The sequence below is a fragment of the Leifsonia shinshuensis genome, from assembly GCF_031456835.1.
In the GTDB taxonomy this organism is placed as follows: Bacteria; Actinomycetota; Actinomycetes; order Actinomycetales; family Microbacteriaceae; genus Leifsonia; species Leifsonia shinshuensis_C.
Genome location: NZ_JAVDVK010000001.1, coordinates 230,212 through 245,667 on the forward strand (window position 1 = coordinate 230,212; position 15,456 = coordinate 245,667).

The 15,456-nt window shown below is 71.8% G+C and carries 15 protein-coding genes; 11 read left to right on the plus strand and 4 right to left on the minus strand.

What is annotated here, in order from left to right:
* Positions 1-28: 28 nt before the first annotated feature.
* Entirely contained in the window at positions 29-2,482 is a 2,454-nt protein-coding gene (locus J2W45_RS01220) for a cell wall-binding repeat-containing protein (protein ID WP_310128321.1), read from the minus strand.
* Between the two features lie 136 nt (positions 2,483-2,618).
* Here J2W45_RS01220 and J2W45_RS01225 point away from each other — a divergent pair, with 136 nt between their 5' ends.
* The 4 genes from J2W45_RS01225 (at position 2,619) to J2W45_RS01240 (ending at position 6,662) form a co-directional block, all read left to right on the plus strand.
* Positions 2,619-2,870 carry a YlxR family protein gene (locus tag J2W45_RS01225; RefSeq protein ID WP_310128323.1) on the plus strand — a complete coding sequence of 84 codons (252 nt, stop codon included), beginning with the start codon at positions 2,619-2,621 and terminating at the stop codon, positions 2,868-2,870.
* 102 nt (positions 2,871-2,972) lie between these two features.
* Entirely contained in the window at positions 2,973-5,747 is a 2,775-nt protein-coding gene (infB, locus tag J2W45_RS01230; protein ID WP_310128325.1) for a translation initiation factor IF-2, read from the plus strand.
* Between the two features lie 80 nt (positions 5,748-5,827).
* Positions 5,828-6,295: a 30S ribosome-binding factor RbfA gene (gene rbfA, locus J2W45_RS01235; RefSeq protein WP_310128327.1), complete on the plus strand. Its 468-nt coding sequence runs from the start codon at positions 5,828-5,830 to the stop codon at positions 6,293-6,295.
* A gap of 67 nt (positions 6,296-6,362) precedes the next feature.
* Positions 6,363-6,662, plus strand: a complete 300-nt coding sequence (locus J2W45_RS01240) for a YciI family protein (protein WP_310128329.1) — start codon at positions 6,363-6,365, stop codon at positions 6,660-6,662.
* Here the strand turns inward: J2W45_RS01240 and J2W45_RS01245 are convergent.
* Positions 6,647-7,510, minus strand: a complete 864-nt coding sequence (locus tag J2W45_RS01245) for an A/G-specific adenine glycosylase (RefSeq protein ID WP_310128330.1) — start codon at positions 7,508-7,510, stop codon at positions 6,647-6,649. The genes J2W45_RS01240 and J2W45_RS01245 overlap by 16 nt on opposite strands.
* A 39-nt stretch (positions 7,511-7,549) precedes the next feature.
* On the opposite strand from J2W45_RS01245, the gene J2W45_RS01250 reads away from it, so the two are divergent.
* A complete protein-coding gene (locus tag J2W45_RS01250; RefSeq protein WP_310128333.1) occupies positions 7,550-8,140 on the plus strand; it encodes a nucleoside/nucleotide kinase family protein in 591 nt (196 codons plus the stop codon).
* A 7-nt stretch (positions 8,141-8,147) separates the two neighbouring features.
* Here J2W45_RS01250 and J2W45_RS01255 read toward each other — a convergent pair whose 3' ends face one another.
* Entirely contained in the window at positions 8,148-9,152 is a 1,005-nt protein-coding gene (locus J2W45_RS01255; RefSeq protein WP_310128334.1) for a ketopantoate reductase family protein, read from the minus strand.
* A gap of 30 nt (positions 9,153-9,182) precedes the next feature.
* Positions 9,183-10,679: a DHA2 family efflux MFS transporter permease subunit gene (locus J2W45_RS01260; protein ID WP_310128335.1), complete on the minus strand. Its 1,497-nt coding sequence runs from the start codon at positions 10,677-10,679 to the stop codon at positions 9,183-9,185.
* Between the two features lie 73 nt (positions 10,680-10,752).
* On the opposite strand from J2W45_RS01260, the gene J2W45_RS01265 reads away from it, so the two are divergent.
* Genes J2W45_RS01265 through J2W45_RS01290 form a run of 6 tightly spaced genes read left to right on the plus strand, consistent with a single transcriptional unit; the run spans position 10,753 to position 15,455 of the window.
* Positions 10,753-11,424 carry a TetR/AcrR family transcriptional regulator gene (locus tag J2W45_RS01265; RefSeq protein ID WP_310128338.1) on the plus strand — a complete coding sequence of 224 codons (672 nt, stop codon included), beginning with the start codon at positions 10,753-10,755 and terminating at the stop codon, positions 11,422-11,424.
* Positions 11,421-12,344 (plus strand): tRNA pseudouridine(55) synthase TruB, encoded by a 924-nt coding sequence (gene truB / locus J2W45_RS01270; protein WP_310128339.1) that lies wholly within the window; start codon positions 11,421-11,423, stop codon positions 12,342-12,344. The genes J2W45_RS01265 and truB overlap by 4 nt, the downstream gene beginning before the upstream one ends.
* Complete coding sequence (locus J2W45_RS01275; protein ID WP_310128341.1) at positions 12,341-12,709, plus strand: hypothetical protein; 369 nt, start codon at positions 12,341-12,343, stop codon at positions 12,707-12,709. The genes truB and J2W45_RS01275 overlap by 4 nt, the downstream gene beginning before the upstream one ends.
* A gap of 30 nt (positions 12,710-12,739) precedes the next feature.
* Positions 12,740-13,213, plus strand: coding sequence for a hypothetical protein (locus J2W45_RS01280; RefSeq protein WP_310128343.1), 474 nt, complete (start codon positions 12,740-12,742; stop codon positions 13,211-13,213).
* Positions 13,210-14,223 carry a bifunctional riboflavin kinase/FAD synthetase gene (locus J2W45_RS01285; RefSeq protein WP_310128345.1) on the plus strand — a complete coding sequence of 338 codons (1,014 nt, stop codon included), beginning with the start codon at positions 13,210-13,212 and terminating at the stop codon, positions 14,221-14,223. The genes J2W45_RS01280 and J2W45_RS01285 overlap by 4 nt, the downstream gene beginning before the upstream one ends.
* A complete protein-coding gene (locus J2W45_RS01290) occupies positions 14,223-15,455 on the plus strand; it encodes an MFS transporter (protein WP_310128346.1) in 1,233 nt (410 codons plus the stop codon). Before J2W45_RS01285 ends, J2W45_RS01290 begins: the two co-directional genes overlap by 1 nt.
* Position 15,456 lies beyond the last annotated feature (1 nt).

The following is a 15,456-nucleotide window of genomic DNA, read 5'->3' on the forward strand; positions in this document are numbered from 1 at the left end:
CCCCTCCGGGCGACCGGGCCCGCCGGGCTCACTTCACGTACGCGCCCAGCGCCGCCTGCACGCCGTCGCTGACCACGCTGTCGCCGCCTATGAGCGCGATGTGCGTCGGACCGAGACGCGACAGCTGCGCGGCCACGCCGTCGGGCACGGCTCCGCCGAGGGTCAGCAGGAGCGGGGCGCCGCTCGTGCCCGCCGCAGCCGAGGCGGACAGCGCATCGGGGAAGTCGACGCCGGATGCGACGAACGCCGAGGCGGTCCCCGCCGGGAACGCGCCGGCTGCGGCGGCCGCGGTGGCGAACCGGTCGGATCCGCTCACGCGGGTGACCGACCCGGTCGTGTACGCCTTCAGCCCGTTCAGCACCGCGTCCGACACGGCGGCCGGCCCGCCGACCACGACGATCGACTTCGGCGCGAGCCGTTGCAGCTCCGTGACCGTCGGCGCGGGGATCCACGATCCCGCGGTCAGCAGCAGGGGCGCTCCGGCCGTCCGGGCGGCGAGGGCGCCGGCGGCCAGCGCGTCCGGGAACGACTCTCCCGACACCACGTACGCGACGGCCGGACCGGTCGTCGCCGTCGCGCTCGAGACGGCCGCGCTGGTGTCGTACCGGTCGCCGCCGCTCACGCGCGTCACCGTTCCGGTCGTGTACGACTTCAGCTGCGTCAGGACGGAGTCGGCGATCGAGTTCGGGCCGCCGAGCACCACGATCTTCGCGGGATGCAGTCGCTGCAGCTCCGTCTGGACGGCCGGTGGCACGGCGCCCGGCTGTACGAGCAGCATGGGACCGCCGGCCCGCGCGGCGGCCGGGGAGCCGGACAGCGCATCCGGAAACTGCAGCCCGGACGCGACGTAGGCGACGGGCGCGTTGGCCGGGTAAGTCGCCGCGGAGACGGCGGCGCTCGTGCCGAAGCGGTCGACTCCCGCCAGGCGCCCGACCTTCTGAGCGCTCGCGGGGAGGGCGTAGGCGCGGAGCTTGCCGCCGCCGTCGGTGAAGTAGAGCCGGCCGTTGACGACGATCGGGCTCTGCCAGTGCAGACCGCTCGCGCCCGCGCTGTCCGTCCAGAGCTGGGCCCCGGTCGCGGGGTTCAGCGCGCGGACGCCGTTCCTCGAGAGGTAGAACAGCACGCCGCCCGCGACGATCGGGGTCGTACCCGCCGTCGCCTGCTGCCAGACCGGCACGAGGGAGGGAGTGCCATTGGTCGACTGGAGCTTGAGCGCGGAGATGCCGCTGTTGTTGGCGATGAACACCCAGGAGGTGCCCGCGCCGTCCACCCAGTTCGCGGGCTGGGTGAGCACCTGGCCGCCCTGCGGGACGTCGATGGACTGGAGTTCGCCTCCCGTCGCCCCCGGGTGACCCTGCCCGCTCAGGTTCGCGGTGTTGAGCAGGCGGATCTTCGCATCCTTGCCGCTCTGCACGGCGAGATGGGTCAGGTTCGAGCCCGCGGGAGGGGCGACCACCTGCGGGGCCGTGCTTCCCAGATCGAGATCGGCGGCGTTGAGGCTCGCGTAGTTCGACGGCGTGTAGCTGTCGACGGGGCCGCCGTTCGCGCCGGAGCCGTCCGGGTTGATGGCGAGGACCGTGTCGCCGAAGTTGCGCGTGCCGTCGAAGACCGAGTTGCCCGTGGAGAACAGGATGCGCTGGGTGCCCGCATCCCACACCACGCTCGGGCGCGCCCACACCGCCGACTGCACGTTCGCGCAGCCGCCCGCGGCGATGTGCCCGGTCAAGTTGCTGCAGAGCGTGTTGAACACCCGCTGCGCACCGGTCCCCAGGTCGATGGTGGTCACATGCCCCTGGTAGTCGCCGCGGTCGCCGGGGTAGCCGCCGTTCGCGACGTACAGGTACGTGTGCCCGCCGGTGGTGACGATGGTGAGAGCGGGGGAGCTCTTCTCGTCGTAGGGCTTGACCGTGGCGACCTCGGGCCAGCCTCCGCTCGTCGTCTCGGCTCCGCTGCCGGTCGCGTACTTGTGCACCTTGCCGTCGAGACCGTAGCTGTACACGTAGGCGCCGGACGGATCGACGGCCGGCGAGGACGTGGTGTAGCAGGTGGTGCTGCCGTTGTTGATCTTGCACGAGCCCGGACCGTTCTGGTGCTTCCACACCTCCGCGCCGGTGGTGGCGTCGGTCGCGGTGATCCAGCCGTCCTTCGTCGTGGTGAACAGCAGGTCGCGGGTGCCGCCGGCGGTCGCGACGCCGGGCTGCTCGACCGGCGGACCGTCCGAGACGCCCGGGAGGGTCGCCGTGAACAGCGGGGTCAGCGCGCCGACCGTCGACGGAATGATCTGGGTCTCCGCGGCGTTGACACCGGTGTGCGAGGGGCCGTTTCCGAACTGGCTCCAGGCGACCGACGCGGCCGATGCCGGTGCGACCACGGGTTGCGCGGCTTGGGCGGCGGCGATGGCCGTCGCGGCCAGGGCACTGGCGAGCAGGAGGCGCAGAGTGCGCCGGATGACGGGGTTCGCTTCATCGCGAGGTGTGTTCATGTTCCCTCCCGCGCGCAGTGTCCGCCGCTCCGTGCCCGGCGGCAAGTCCTCCAGGTGACGGACACGCGTTCGCGCACCGCTAGCCTGGATGGGCCGGTGGACCGTCCGTTCGGCGCAGCGCGCCGGGAGGAGTAAGATGGAACCCGTCAGAACCTGCGTCGGATGCCGTTCTCGCGCTCCCCGGTCCTCACTTCTGAGGATCGTCGCCCAGAATTCGGAACTCGTGGTGGATCCTTCCGCCACTCTTCCCGGGCGGGGTGCGTGGCTGCATCCGGTCGACGAGTGTCTCGACCTCGCCCTGAAACGGCGTGCCTTCGGGCGTGCTCTTCGGGTGAACGGGGAACTCGGCACCGCGACCATCCGGTCGCAATTCATAAGAACAGGCTGAAGAAGTTGACTTCACATGAGTGACAACCGATGAGCGGCTCGAAATGAGATCCGTCCGCTACTAACGCCTGCCCTGTCCGGGGTAGGCCCAGACAGGAGAATTGTGGCTGCAAAACCACGCGTACACGAGGTCGCGAGCGAGCTCGGCGTCGACAGCAAAGTCGCGCTCGCGAAACTCAAGGAGATGGGCGAGTTCGTCAAGGGACCGTCCTCCAGCATCGAGCCTCCGGTAGCCCGCAAGCTGCGTGCCGCCCTCGAGGCCGAGGGACACTCCGGCTCGGCCAAGCCGGCCGGTGAGAAGGCGACCGCGACGGCTCCCAAGGCGCCGTCGCAGGCTCCGCGCCCCGCCGCGCCGCGCCCGCCGCAGGCCCCTGTGGCGGAAGACGCCGCGGCAGGCCCGAAGCCGCAGGCGCCGATGTCGGTCGCCGAGCGTCAGGCCGCGGCCGAGAAGGCCGCCGCCGAGAAGGCGGCTGAGAAGGCCGCCGCGAGCAAGGCGGGAGCCGAGACCAAGCCGGAGACGCCCGACGCGGTCAAGCCGGCCGCGCCCCGCCCCGGCGGCGGGAGCATCCCGCGCCCGAGCGCTCCGCGCCCGGGCAACAACCCGTACTCGTCGAACCAGGGGATGGGCCAGCGCACTCCGCGCCCCGGCAACAACCCCTTCTCGTCGTCGCAGGGCATGGGCCAGCGGCCCTCGCCCGGCAACATCCCGCGTCCCACCCCGCCGCGTCCCGGCTCGCCGCGTATCGGCGCTCCCGGCCAGGGCGGCGGAAACCGTCCCGGCCCGCGTCAGGGCGGCGGCGGCGGACGTCCCGGCTTCCAGCAGCGCCCCGGCACCGGCGGCGGTGCGGGAGCAGGCGCCGGCGGCGGCTTCCAGCGCCCCGGTGGCGGCTTCGGCGGACCGCGCCCCGGTGGCGGCGGCGGCCGTGGTCGTGGCCCGGGCGGCGGCACGGCCGGCGCGTTCGGCCGCGGTGGCGGCAAGAGCAAGGCACGCAAGTCGAAGCGCGCGAAGCGTCAGGAATTCGAGATGCGGGAGGCCCCGTCGCTGGGCGGCGTGACCGTTCCCCGCGGCGACGGCAGCACCGTCATCCGGCTGCGCCGTGGCGCCTCGATCTCCGACTTCGCCGACAAGATCGACGCGAACCCCGCGTCGCTGGTCACCGTCCTCTTCCACCTGGGAGAGATGGCGACCGCGACCGAGTCGCTCGACGAGGCCACCTTCGAGGTGCTCGGTGAAGAGCTGGGCTACAAGATCCAGGTCGTGTCGCCGGAGGACGAGGACAAGGAGCTCCTGGAGGGCTTCGACATCGACCTCGACGCGGAGCTGGAGGGCGAGTCCGACGAGGACCTCGAGATCCGGCCCCCGGTCGTCACGGTCATGGGCCACGTCGACCACGGAAAGACGCGCCTCCTCGACGCCATCCGCAACGCGAACGTCGTCGCGGGCGAGGCCGGCGGCATCACCCAGCACATCGGTGCGTACCAGGTGTGGACGGAGCACGAGGGCATCGAGCGTGCCATCACCTTCATCGACACCCCGGGTCACGAGGCGTTCACCGCCATGCGTGCCCGTGGTGCGCAGGTCACGGACATCGCGATCCTCGTGGTCGCGGCGGACGACGGCATCATGCCGCAGACCATCGAGGCGCTGAACCACGCCCAGGCGGCGAACGTGCCGATCGTGGTCGCGGTCAACAAGATCGACAAGCCGGACGCCAACCCGGCCAAGGTGCGCCAGCAGCTCACCGAGTTCGGCCTGGTGGCTGAGGAGTACGGCGGCGACGTCATGTTCGTCGACGTCTCGGCCCGGAACGACATCGGCATCCAGGACCTGCTCGACGCGGTCCTGCTGACCGCCGACGCCGGTCTGGACCTCCGCGCCAACCCGAACAAGGACGCCCGCGGTGTCGCCATCGAGGCGAAGCTCGACAAGGGCCGCGGCGCCGTGGCGACCGTGCTCATCCAGTCCGGAACGCTCCGGGTGGGCGACGCGATCGTGGCGGGCACCGCCTACGGCCGCGTCCGTGCCATGGCCGACGAGAACGGCGAGGCCGTCTTCGAGGCAGCCCCGTCGCGTCCGGTCCAGGTGCAGGGTCTCTCCAGCGTCCCGCGCGCCGGCGACGTCTTCCTCGTCACCGAGGAGGACCGCACGGCCCGGCAGATCGCCGAGAAGCGCGAAGCCGCCGAGCGCAACGCCCAGCTGGCCAAGGCCCGCAAGCGCATCTCGCTCGAGGACTTCACCCGCGCTCTGGAAGAGGGCAAGGTCGAGGCGCTCAACCTCATCATCAAGGGCGACGTTTCCGGTGCCGTGGAGGCGCTGGAGGAGTCGCTCATGAAGATCGAGGTCGACGAGTCGGTGTCCTTGCGCATCCTGCACCGCGGTGTGGGTGCCATCACCGAGTCGGACATCGACCTGGCCACGATCGACAACGCGATCGTGATCGGCTTCAACGTCCGCCCGGACGTGAAGGCGCGCGAGCGTGCGGCCCGCGAGGGTGTGGATGTGCGCTTCTACTCGGTCATCTACAACGCCATCGAGGACATCGAGAACTCGCTCAAGGGCATGCTCAAGCCCGAGTTCGAAGAGGTCCAGTCCGGTGTCGCCGAGATCCGCGAGGTGTTCCGCTCCTCGAAGTTCGGCAACATCGCCGGTGTCATCGTCCGCTCCGGGACGATCACGCGAAACGCCAAGGCGCGGGTCATCCGCGACGGCGTCGTGGTGGGGGACAACCTCGCCATCGAGTCGCTGCGCCGGTTCAAGGACGACGTCACGGAGGTCCGTACGGACTTCGAGGCCGGTATCGGTCTCGGCAAGTACAACGACATCCAGATCGGCGACGAGATCGAGACGACCGAGCTTCGCGAGAAGCCGCGCGTCTAGTCGAACGCAGTGAAGGCCCGGCGGTTCATCCCGCCGGGCCTTCCGGCTTCATCGGGTTATTTCAGAGGGAGGACCGTTTCATGGCCGATCCGGCACGCGCGAGGAAGCTCGCGGACAGAATCAAGGAGATCATCGCCAAGCGGCTCGACCGCGGGCTGCGCGACCCGCGGCTCGGCTTCGTGACCATCACCGACGTCCAGGTGACGGGCGACCTGCAGCACGCGACCGTGTTCTACACGGTCTACGGCACCGAGCAGGAGCGCGAGGACAGCGCAGCCGCCCTGAAGGCTGCGACCGGGATGCTGCGCAGCGAGGTGGGCAAGAACATCACGGCCCGGCTCACGCCGACGCTCGAGTTCCAGCTCGACGCGATCCCGGAGAACGCGGCCCACATCGAGGACCTGCTGCGGGAGGCGCGTCAACGCGACACCGAGGTGGCCGGTCTCGCCGCGGGCGCGGCGTACGCGGGCGACGAGGACCCGTATGTGAAGCCGCGGTCGCTCGACGAGGATGACGACGACGCCGACGAGGACGACGACGAGGAGTGACGCGACGTCGCGGCCGGCGGGGTGAACCCGCCGGTCGTGACGCCCCGCGCAGTCCTATGCTGACGGCATGTACGCCGTCACGTTCTACGACGCCGACCCGGATGCGGGTCCCGAGCACTTCCAGCGGCTGGTCGACACCTACCCCCGCCACCACGCGTACCTCCAGGAGTTCGCGACGTGCGGCGACGTGCTCATGATCGGCACCTTCGGCGAACCGGCCACGCAGGGATCCATGGCGATCTTCCGCTCGCGGGAGGCGGCGGAGCGGTTCCTCGCGGGCGATCCGTTCATGACGGAGGGGCTGGTGCACAGCCACCGCATCCTGGACTGGGATCCGCTGGTGTTCCCCGCTCAGGGAAGCGTGTAGCCGCCCTCCGCCGCCACCGCGAGGCCGTCCGCGAGCAGGCCTGCGAGGGCGCGGTCGCGCTGCGCCGCATCCGGCCAGACGCCCTCGAGCTCCGCATCGGTGACCGGCACGTGCGCCGCCCGCAGCTCGGCGAGGATGCGGCCGCGCACTTGGCGGTCGCTTCCCTCGTAGCGCTTCTGCGTCGCCTTCCGTGGGCCTTCGTACGGCGGGTAGCCGGCGCGGCGCCAGGCGCACTGCGCGGCGAGCGGGCACTCGTCGCAACGCGGGGTCCGCGCGACGCACACGATCGCGCCGAGCTCCATCATCCCCGCGTTGAAGGCCGCCGAGGCCGGCCGGTCCTCCGGGAGCAGCGCCTCCATCGCGGTGAGGTCGCGCCGGCTCGGCGGGCCGGGCTCCGCCTGGCCGTCGACCGCCCGGGCGATGACGCGCCGGATGTTCGTGTCGACGACCGGATGCCGGTTGCCGTACGCGAAGACGGCGACGGCGCGTGCGGTGTAGTCGCCGATCCCGGGCAGCGCGAGCAGCGCATCCACGTCCTCCGGCACGACACCGCCGTGGCGCTCGGTGATGGCTACCGCCGCGGAGTGCAGCCACAGGGCGCGGCGCGGGTAGCCCAGTGACTTCCACGCGCGTACGGCCTCGCCCGGCGGGACGGCGGCGAGGTCGGCGGGAGTCGGCCAGCGGGTCAGCCATTCCTCGAGCCGCGGGATGACGCGGCTCACCGGCGTCTGCTGCAGCATGAACTCGCTGACCAGGGTTCCCCACGGGGTGAACCCGTCGCGCCGCCACGGCAGGTCGCGCCGGTTGGCGTGGTACCAGGCCACCACCGTCGCGGCGAAGTCGTGCATGCATCGAGGCTAACCGGTGCGGCGGCCTATGCTCGTCGCATGATGCTTCCCCCGACCCCGCGGGTGCTGGCGCTGCGCGGCCTGCTGGCCGCGATCCGGCGGTCGTACCGGGCGGGGCGGGTCATCGTCGCCGTGGACGGCGGCGGGCCGGGAGGCGGGACCGTCTTCGCGGACGACCTCGCCGCGGTCTTCCGGGAGTCGGGTGCGGACACGTTCCGCGCCTCGCTCGACGGCTTCCACACCTCGCGGGCCTACCGCACGCGGCTGGGGCGCGAGACGGCGGAGAGCTACTACCGCGACGGGTACGACGAGAGCACTCTGCGGCGCGTGCTCCTCGATCCGTTCCGGCTCGGCGGGAGTGCGGGCTTCCAGTTGAGCGCGTTCGACGAGGCGCGCGATCAGCCGGTGGAGTCCCGCTGGCTGACTGCCGGGCAGGACGCGGTGCTCGTCGTGGACGGCGAGTTCGTGCTGCGGCCGTCGCTGCGCGGTGCGTGGAACGCGTCCATCCTGCTGACGAATGCCGTGCTCGACCCGCTCTATGTGGCGGACGCGGACCCGGAGGGCACCGCGGATTTCCTGGTCGACGAGAGCGACGCGGGGGAGCCGCGGTGGGTGGAGCGGGTTCCCTGAGTAGACGTCAGGAGATCAGAGGTCGCATCCGCTCGGCGACCTCGGCCGGGGTGAGGAAGGCGCCCGTGCGCTCCACCTCGTGGACGAGCGCCGTGAGCGCCGCGTTGATCGGCGCATCCTGCCCGGCCGCGCGGGCCTCGTCGACGACGGCGCCGTTCAGGTAGTCGATCTCGGTGAGCTGGCCGCGGCGGATGCTCTGCAGGGTCGAGCCCGGGTTGGGCGTGGAGCCCATCCGGCGGCGCATCAGCAGCGGGACGCCCTGCGCCGCCCAGCGCGGTGCGCGGGCGACGACGCGCAGTAGCCGGTCGTCCAGGCCCTGGATGCTGCCGTAGCGGACGCCGCGCGCGTAGCCGATGCGCGTCGCCTCCTGCAGGCTCGCCGTCAGGACGGCGCGCAGCCGGCGGTCGCCGATGACCTCCTGAGCGCTCAGCCCGGTGATCGCAGGGAGCGCGTTGATCTGGTTGACGATGAGCTTGGTCCACTGGGCGCCGGTGAAGTTGTCGATCGCGAACGCGGGCATGGCGGCGTCCAGGATGCGCGCGGCCTCCACCGCCGCGGCCGGCGGCGGGCCGTCGCCGGCGCCCAAATACGTGTTGGCGGTGGTGGTGACGGAGACGCGTCCGGGGGAGAGGAAGCTCGCGGCGTACAGGGCCAGCGCGCCGACGCAGTCGGAGCCGGGGAGGAGCTGCTGGGCCTCGCGCAGACCAGCGAGGCCGTTCTGCACCACGACGACCGTGATGCCGTCGAGGAGGTCGGCGTTGGCGCGGATCGCGGCCGCCGCATCCTGCGCCTTCGTGCACAGGAACGCCAGCTCCGGCCCGGTCCGCAGGGTCTCCGCCGCGGCGACCCGCGCTGTGTGGGTGCCCCAGCCGCCGTCGAGCCGTAGACCGTCGGCGCGGATGGCCTCCAGCTGCGCGCCGCGCGCGGTCACCTCGACGAGGTGCCCGACCCGGTCGAGCAGCGCCGCGATCGTGCCGCCGATGGCCCCGGTTCCGATCACGCCGATTCGCACGCGTTCCAGCCTAACGGCGTCCCTGGATGCTCAGTCGGCGACGAGCGGGATGGGCTCGGCGGCCGCGAGGGCGGCGACGGGCGCCGGCTCGGCGACGGGCGCCGGCTCGGCCGCCGCGACCGCGGCGGCGGCCCGGGCGGCCGCGCGGCGGCTCGGCAGGGCGAGGGCGATCAGCGTCGCGGCGCCGAGCACCCCGGCTCCGACCCAGACGGCGGGGATCGCCGCATCCACGTAGCCGGTCGGGGTGAGCGTGCCGCCGGCGCCGGTGAAGACGGCGGTCAGGACGGCGACACCCAGCGCCACGCCCACCTCCCGCAGGGTCGAGTTCGTGCCGGACGCCTTGGCGTGGTCGGCCGGGCGCATGTTGGCGAGCACGGCGGTCGAGCTCGGCGCGAAGACGAGTCCCATCCCGATGCCGGCGAGCAGGAACGGCGGCCACATCTGCGAGTAGGGGAGCGTCGCCGAGAGGGTCAGCGCGATCCAGCTCATGGCGATGGCGAGGAGCGCGAGGCCCACGACGACGGGGAGGCGCGTCCCGGTCCGGGAGGAGGCCAGTCCGGTGAGCGGGGCCACGACCATCGGCGCGAGCGTCCACGGCATGGTCATGACGCCGGCCTCGAGCGGCGTGTGGCCCTGCACCACCTGCAGGAACTGGATCAGGATGAAGATGGCGCCGAAGATCCCGAAGCTGAAGGTGACGCCGACCAGGTTCGCGACGGTGAAGCTGCGGTCCCGGAACAGCCGCAGCGGCAGCAACGGCGCGGTGGTCCGCGACTCCCACAGCACGAACGCGACCAGGAGGGCGGAGCCGGCGATAAGCGGGATCAGCACCTCTGCGCTGCCCCAGCCCGCGTCGTTGCCGCGGACGATCGCGTAGACGACCCCGAGCACGCCCGGCGCAGCCAGCAGCAGGCCGACGACGTCGGCGCGGACGCGCTCGCCGAAGGTGTTCGGCAGGGCGAGCAGTACGAGGGGCACGGCGATCACGCCGAGCGGCACGTTGAGCCAGAAGATGGCCTGCCAGTTCCAGCCCTGCACCACGGCGCCGCCGATCAGCGGGCCGAGGGCGACGCCGAGGCCGGAGATGCCGCCCCAGATGCCGATGGCGGCGGGGCGGAGGCGGGCGCTCACGCTCCCGGCGAGCAGGGTCAGCGACAGCGGCAGGAGCGCGGCGGCTCCGGCACCCTGCAATGCGCGGGCGCCGATCAGCATCCACGGCTCCGTCGCCAGGGCGCTCGCGGCGCTCGCCAGGGTGAAGACGGCGATCCCGGCGAGGAACACCGACCGGCGGCCGAGCCGGTCGCCGAGGCCGACCGCCATGAGCATCAGCGTGGCGAAGCTCAGCGTGTAGGCGTTCACGACCCACTGGAGTTCTTCGATGGATGCGGACAGGTCGCGGGCGATCACCGGCAGGGCGCTGGTGACGACCAGGTTGTCGAGGGTCGCCATGAACATGGGCAGCGAGGCGGCGACGATCGCCAGCCAGACGGGCACCGCGCGGGTGCGCGACGCGGTGGGAGCGGACATGCGACGCCTCCGGTTGTTGTTATTGGATGATTACAAGAGCTGACCTTAGTAATCGCCTGATAACCTGTCAAGAGTGACGGACAGGAACAACGAACGGATCCCCTCGGCCGAACGCCGGGTGCAGATCCTCGAGGCCGCGAGCCGCGTGTTCGGCGAACGCGGCTACTTCGGCGCGACCACCGACCAGATCGCGCGCGAGGCGGGGATCAGCCAGCCCTACGTGGTGCGGATGTTCGGCGGCAAGGAGAACCTGTTCGTCGGCGTGCTCTCGCGCTCCCTGGAGCGGCTGCTCGTCGCCTTCACCGACACGATCGAGCAGTGGAAGGCGGACGGGTCGCCGGAGGGCCCCGACAGTCCGGAGGGCCCGTCGGCGGTGACGCCGGCGGGGGTGCACGGCGAGATCGGCCGCCGCCTCGGCCTGGCGTACGTCAACCTGATCGAGGACCGCGGCCTCCTGCTGTCCCTCATGCAGGCGTTCAGCATGGGCCAGGACCCGACCATCGGCGGCAAGGCGCGCGACGGGTTCCTGACCATCTACCGCCTGCTGCGCGAAGGTGCGGGGTTCTCGCCGGAGGAGTCGCGGTCGTTCCTGGCCGAGGGCATGCTGCTCAACACGCTGCTGGGCCTGCGGATGACCGACGAGTACGACACCGACCCGGCCGCGAAGGAGCTCATCGAGTGCACCTTCCGCACCAAGCTGCAGCTGGTCCTCGACGTGTCCGCCACCGAAGGCGCTCGCGCATGACCGGAAGCGGCCTCATCCTGATCGACAAGCCCGACGGGATGACGAGTCACGACGTCGTCGCGCGCGTGCGGAAGGCGGCCGGAACGCGCAAGGTCGGCCACGCCGGCACGCTCGACCCGATGGCGACCGGGCTGCTCATCGTCGGGGTCAACTCCTCCACGCGCCTGCTCACCTACATCGTCGGGGCCGACAAGGAGTACCTGGCGACCATCCGTCTGGGCGCGGCGTCCACGACCGACGACGCCGAGGGCGAGCTGCTTCCGCCCGCGACCACGGAGGAGTTGGATGCCGTGAGCGGCGAGGCGATCGCCACGGGCATCCTCGCGCTCACCGGCGAGATCGAGCAGGTGCCGAGCTCGGTGAGCGCCATCAAGGTGGACGGCAAGCGCGCCTACGCCCGCGTGCGCGCGGGGGAGCAGGTCGAGCTGAAGGCGCGGGCCGTCACGGTCGCCGAGTTCGAACTGCTCGAGACGCGGCGCGGTGAGGGCTTCATCGACCTGGATGTGCGGGTCGTCTGCTCGTCGGGAACGTACATCCGCTCGCTGGCCCGCGATCTCGGAGCCGCCCTCGACGTGGGTGGGCACCTGACCGCGCTCCGCCGCACCCGCATCGGCGCCTTCTCGGTTCAGGATGCGCACGAGCTGACCGGACTCGACGCGCAGGCCGCGCTGATCCCGGCGGTCGAGGCGGCCACCCGGCTGTTCGAGCGGCTCGACCTCACCGAGCAGCAGGCCATCGACCTGACCCACGGCCGCCGCATCCACCTCGCCGACCGGGAGGGCCCGGGCGGGGAGCCGGTCGCGGCCGTCGCCCCGAGCGGCGCGCTCGTCGGGCTGGTCGAATTCCGCGGAAAGGAAGCCAGGACGCTCGTGAACTTCCCCACGGACGAAGCCGTCGCGCCGTCGGAGGGCAGCGCATGATCGACTGGTTCACCACGGTGCAGGTCGTCGTGGCCTGCGCCGCGGGCATCCTGTGCGTGGTGCTCGGCCTCATCGGCCGGGTGCCGGGCGACCTCAGCATGGGGGCGGTCGCACTCGTCGAGCTGCTGCTGCTCGTGCAGCTGGTGATCGCGATCATCGCGCCGGCGGTGGGCAACTCGCCCTCCGGGAGCCTGGCCGAGTTCTACATCTACCTGATCTCCGCGATCATCCTGCCCCTGGCGGGCGGGTTCTGGGCGCTGATCGAGCGGAACCGCTGGAGCACCGTCATCCTGGGCGGTGTCTGCCTGGCGATCGCCGTCATGGTCTACCGGATGGGGCAGATCTGGTTCGTGCAGGGCGCCTGAGGTCCCCTCGCGGCAAATAGAATCGAAGCGATGTCCCACCACACCACGTCAACGCGCACGAACTCCGAGCCCGCCGCCCCGAGGCGGCGCATGTCGGGGGTCGGCCGGGTGCTCGTCTTCGTCTACGGCATCCTTGCGCTGGCGGCGACCGGACGCAGTGTGTTCCAGATCATCGACCGCTTCCACGAGGCGCCCGTGGCGTTCACGCTGTCCGCTCTGTCGGCGCTCGTCTACATCGTCGCGACCGTGGCGCTCGTCGCCCCGGGCCGCGTCTGGTACCGCGTCGCGTGGATCACGATCAGCTTCGAGCTCGCGGGCGTGCTGGTGATCGGCACGCTGAGCCTGTTCGCGCCCGAAGCGCTCGGCCTGCACGACATCGACCCGTTCGGGCGCGACGCCACGGTGTGGTCGGTGTACGGGATGGGTTACCTCTTCATCCCACTGGTGCTGCCCATCCTCGGCCTCCTCTGGCTGCGCGCGCACCGTCCGGGAGCGGCGTCGTGAGGGTCTTCCACGAGGTCGCCGAGATCCCGGACGGCTGGGGGCCCAGCGCGGTCACGATCGGCAAGTTCGACGGCGTCCACACCGGGCACCGCGCGGTGATCGACCGGCTGCGGGCGGTGGCCGCCGAGCGCGGGCTGGTGTCGACGGTCATCACCTTCGACCGCAACCCGCTCGAGGTGCTCGCGCCCGAGAAGTGCCCGGCATCGCTGGTCAGCAACGCCCAGAAGCTCGACCTGCTGGCCGCGACGGGCGTCGACGCGACGCTCATGGTGACGTTCGACCGCGCCCTCGCTTCGCTTGCGCCGGACGCGTTCGTGCACCACATCCTCGTCGACCGGCTGCACGCTGCGGCGGTGCTCGTCGGCAGCGACTTCCGCTTCGGCGCCCGTGGGGCCGGCGACGTGGACATGCTGCGCCGGCTGGGCGAGACGTACGGCTTCTCGGTCGAGCTCATCGACGACGTGCGCCCCGAGCACGGCCGCCGGGTGTCGTCCACGTGGATCCGCGAACTGCTCGCCGACGGCGACGTCGGCCATGCCACGCAGCTGCTCGGGTCGGCGCCGACCGTGCGCGGGCTCGTCGTGCACGGGGCCGCGCGGGGACGCGAACTCGGCTTCCCGACCGCGAACCTGTCCCCGGAGTCGGAGGGCCTCATCCCGGCCGACGGCGTCTACGCGGGCTGGTTGACGGATGCCGGCCGGCGCTATCCGGCCGCGATCTCCGTCGGCAACAACCCGACGTTCGAGGGCGTGCCGCACAAGCAGGTCGAGGCCTACGTGCTCGACCGCGAGCTGGACCTGTACGACCACACCGTCGAGGTGTCGTTCGTGCAGCGCATCCGCGGGATGGTCGCCTACACCGGCATCGAGCCGCTCATCGCGCAGATCGCGGACGACGTGGAGCAGGCCCGCCGCATCCTTGGGACGGGGACGGGGACGGGGACCGGCGCCGGCACGACGGGCAGCGCTCCCGCCGCCGACGAGGCCGCGGCCGCGGGCGAGCCCTCCTGATGGCGGACGCCTCCGCCGACGCCTCCGCGACTGCCGTCGCACGGCCGCTCTGGCACGGTCGCGCGATCGCGCTGGTCGGCATCCTGCTGGTGGCGGCGAACCTGCGCACGGCCGTGGCCGCGCTGTCGCCGATCTTCGCCGAGATCCGCGCCGACTTCCCCGTCTCCAGCATCGGCGTCGGGCTGCTCGGGATGCTGCCGCCGGTGTGCTTCGCCCTGTTCGGGCTGATCGCCCCGTCCTTCACCCGCCGGCTCAGCCTCGAGGCGGTTGTGGTGCTCGCCCTCGGCGTGATGGTGATCGGGCATCTCCTCCGCGCCGCGGCGCCCTCCTTCGTCGTGCTCGCCATCGGCTCGGCCGTGACCTTCGCGGGGATGGGCGTGGGGAACGTCCTGCTGCCGCCGCTCGTGAAGCGCTACTTCCCGGACCGCATCGGGCTGGTGACCTCGCTATACGCGACCGTCATGTCGGTGTCCACGCTGCTGCCTCCGCTGATCGCCGTGCCCGTCGCGGACGCGGCCGGATGGCATGTCTCGGTGGGGATGTGGGGTGTCGTCAGCCTGCTGGCGGTGTTGCCGTGGCTGCGCATCCTGATCACCAAGCGTCCGGCGCACCCGGACAGCGACGCGGAGGTGGAGACCGCGCAGCCGGCCATGCAGGGCCGTGTCTGGCACGCACCCCTGGCATGGGCGCTGGCGGTCATCTTCGCGGTGTCGAGCCTCAACGCGTACGCCATGTTCGCGTGGCTGCCGCAGATCCTGCACGACGTCGCGGGCGTGCCCCCGGCGGAGGCGGGAGCCCTGCTCTCGGTGTATGCCGGGATGGGCATACCGGCCGGACTGCTGGTGCCACTGCTCGCCGCGCGGATGCGGAACGTGGCCCTGCTGATCTACGCAGGCGTCGCGTTCTTCATCATCGGGTACCTGGGCCTCATCCTCGTGCCCGGCACGGCGACGTGGCTGTGGGTGGCGTTCGCGGGTCTCGGCCCGCTGCTGTTCCCGCTCTGCCTGGTGCTCATCAACGTGCGGACCCGCACCCACGCCGGATCGGTCGCGCTCAGCGGCTTCACCCAGGGACTCGGCTACACGCTCGGCGCGCTCGGCCCCCTGGCCGTCGGCGTGCTGCACCAGTTGACCGACTCCTGGACCCTGGCCCTGGCCGTCCTCACGGCCACCGCTCTCGCCGCCGCCGCAGCCGGCGCCGTCGCCGCCCGCCCCCGCTACCTGGAGGACTGAC

What these genes read in the sequence shown, in the direction of transcription:
- J2W45_RS01260 (WP_310128335.1), bottom strand. Translation starts at nt 10,679, where the DNA reads ATGTCCGCTCCCACCGCGTCGCGCACCCGCGCGGTGCCCGTCTGGCTG.
- J2W45_RS01245 (WP_310128330.1), bottom strand. Translation starts at nt 7,510, where the DNA reads ATGCACGACTTCGCCGCGACGGTGGTGGCCTGGTACCACGCCAACCGG.
- J2W45_RS01290 (WP_310128346.1), top strand. Translation starts at nt 14,223, where the DNA reads ATGGCGGACGCCTCCGCCGACGCCTCCGCGACTGCCGTCGCACGGCCG.
- truB (WP_310128339.1), top strand. Translation starts at nt 11,421, where the DNA reads ATGACCGGAAGCGGCCTCATCCTGATCGACAAGCCCGACGGGATGACG.
- J2W45_RS01240 (WP_310128329.1), top strand. Translation starts at nt 6,363, where the DNA reads ATGTACGCCGTCACGTTCTACGACGCCGACCCGGATGCGGGTCCCGAG.
- J2W45_RS01280 (WP_310128343.1), top strand. Translation starts at nt 12,740, where the DNA reads ATGTCCCACCACACCACGTCAACGCGCACGAACTCCGAGCCCGCCGCC.
- J2W45_RS01250 (WP_310128333.1), top strand. Translation starts at nt 7,550, where the DNA reads ATGATGCTTCCCCCGACCCCGCGGGTGCTGGCGCTGCGCGGCCTGCTG.
- J2W45_RS01225 (WP_310128323.1), top strand. Translation starts at nt 2,619, where the DNA reads ATGGAACCCGTCAGAACCTGCGTCGGATGCCGTTCTCGCGCTCCCCGG.
- rbfA (WP_310128327.1), top strand. Translation starts at nt 5,828, where the DNA reads ATGGCCGATCCGGCACGCGCGAGGAAGCTCGCGGACAGAATCAAGGAG.
- J2W45_RS01220 (WP_310128321.1), bottom strand. Translation starts at nt 2,482, where the DNA reads ATGAACACACCTCGCGATGAAGCGAACCCCGTCATCCGGCGCACTCTG.
- J2W45_RS01275 (WP_310128341.1), top strand. Translation starts at nt 12,341, where the DNA reads ATGATCGACTGGTTCACCACGGTGCAGGTCGTCGTGGCCTGCGCCGCG.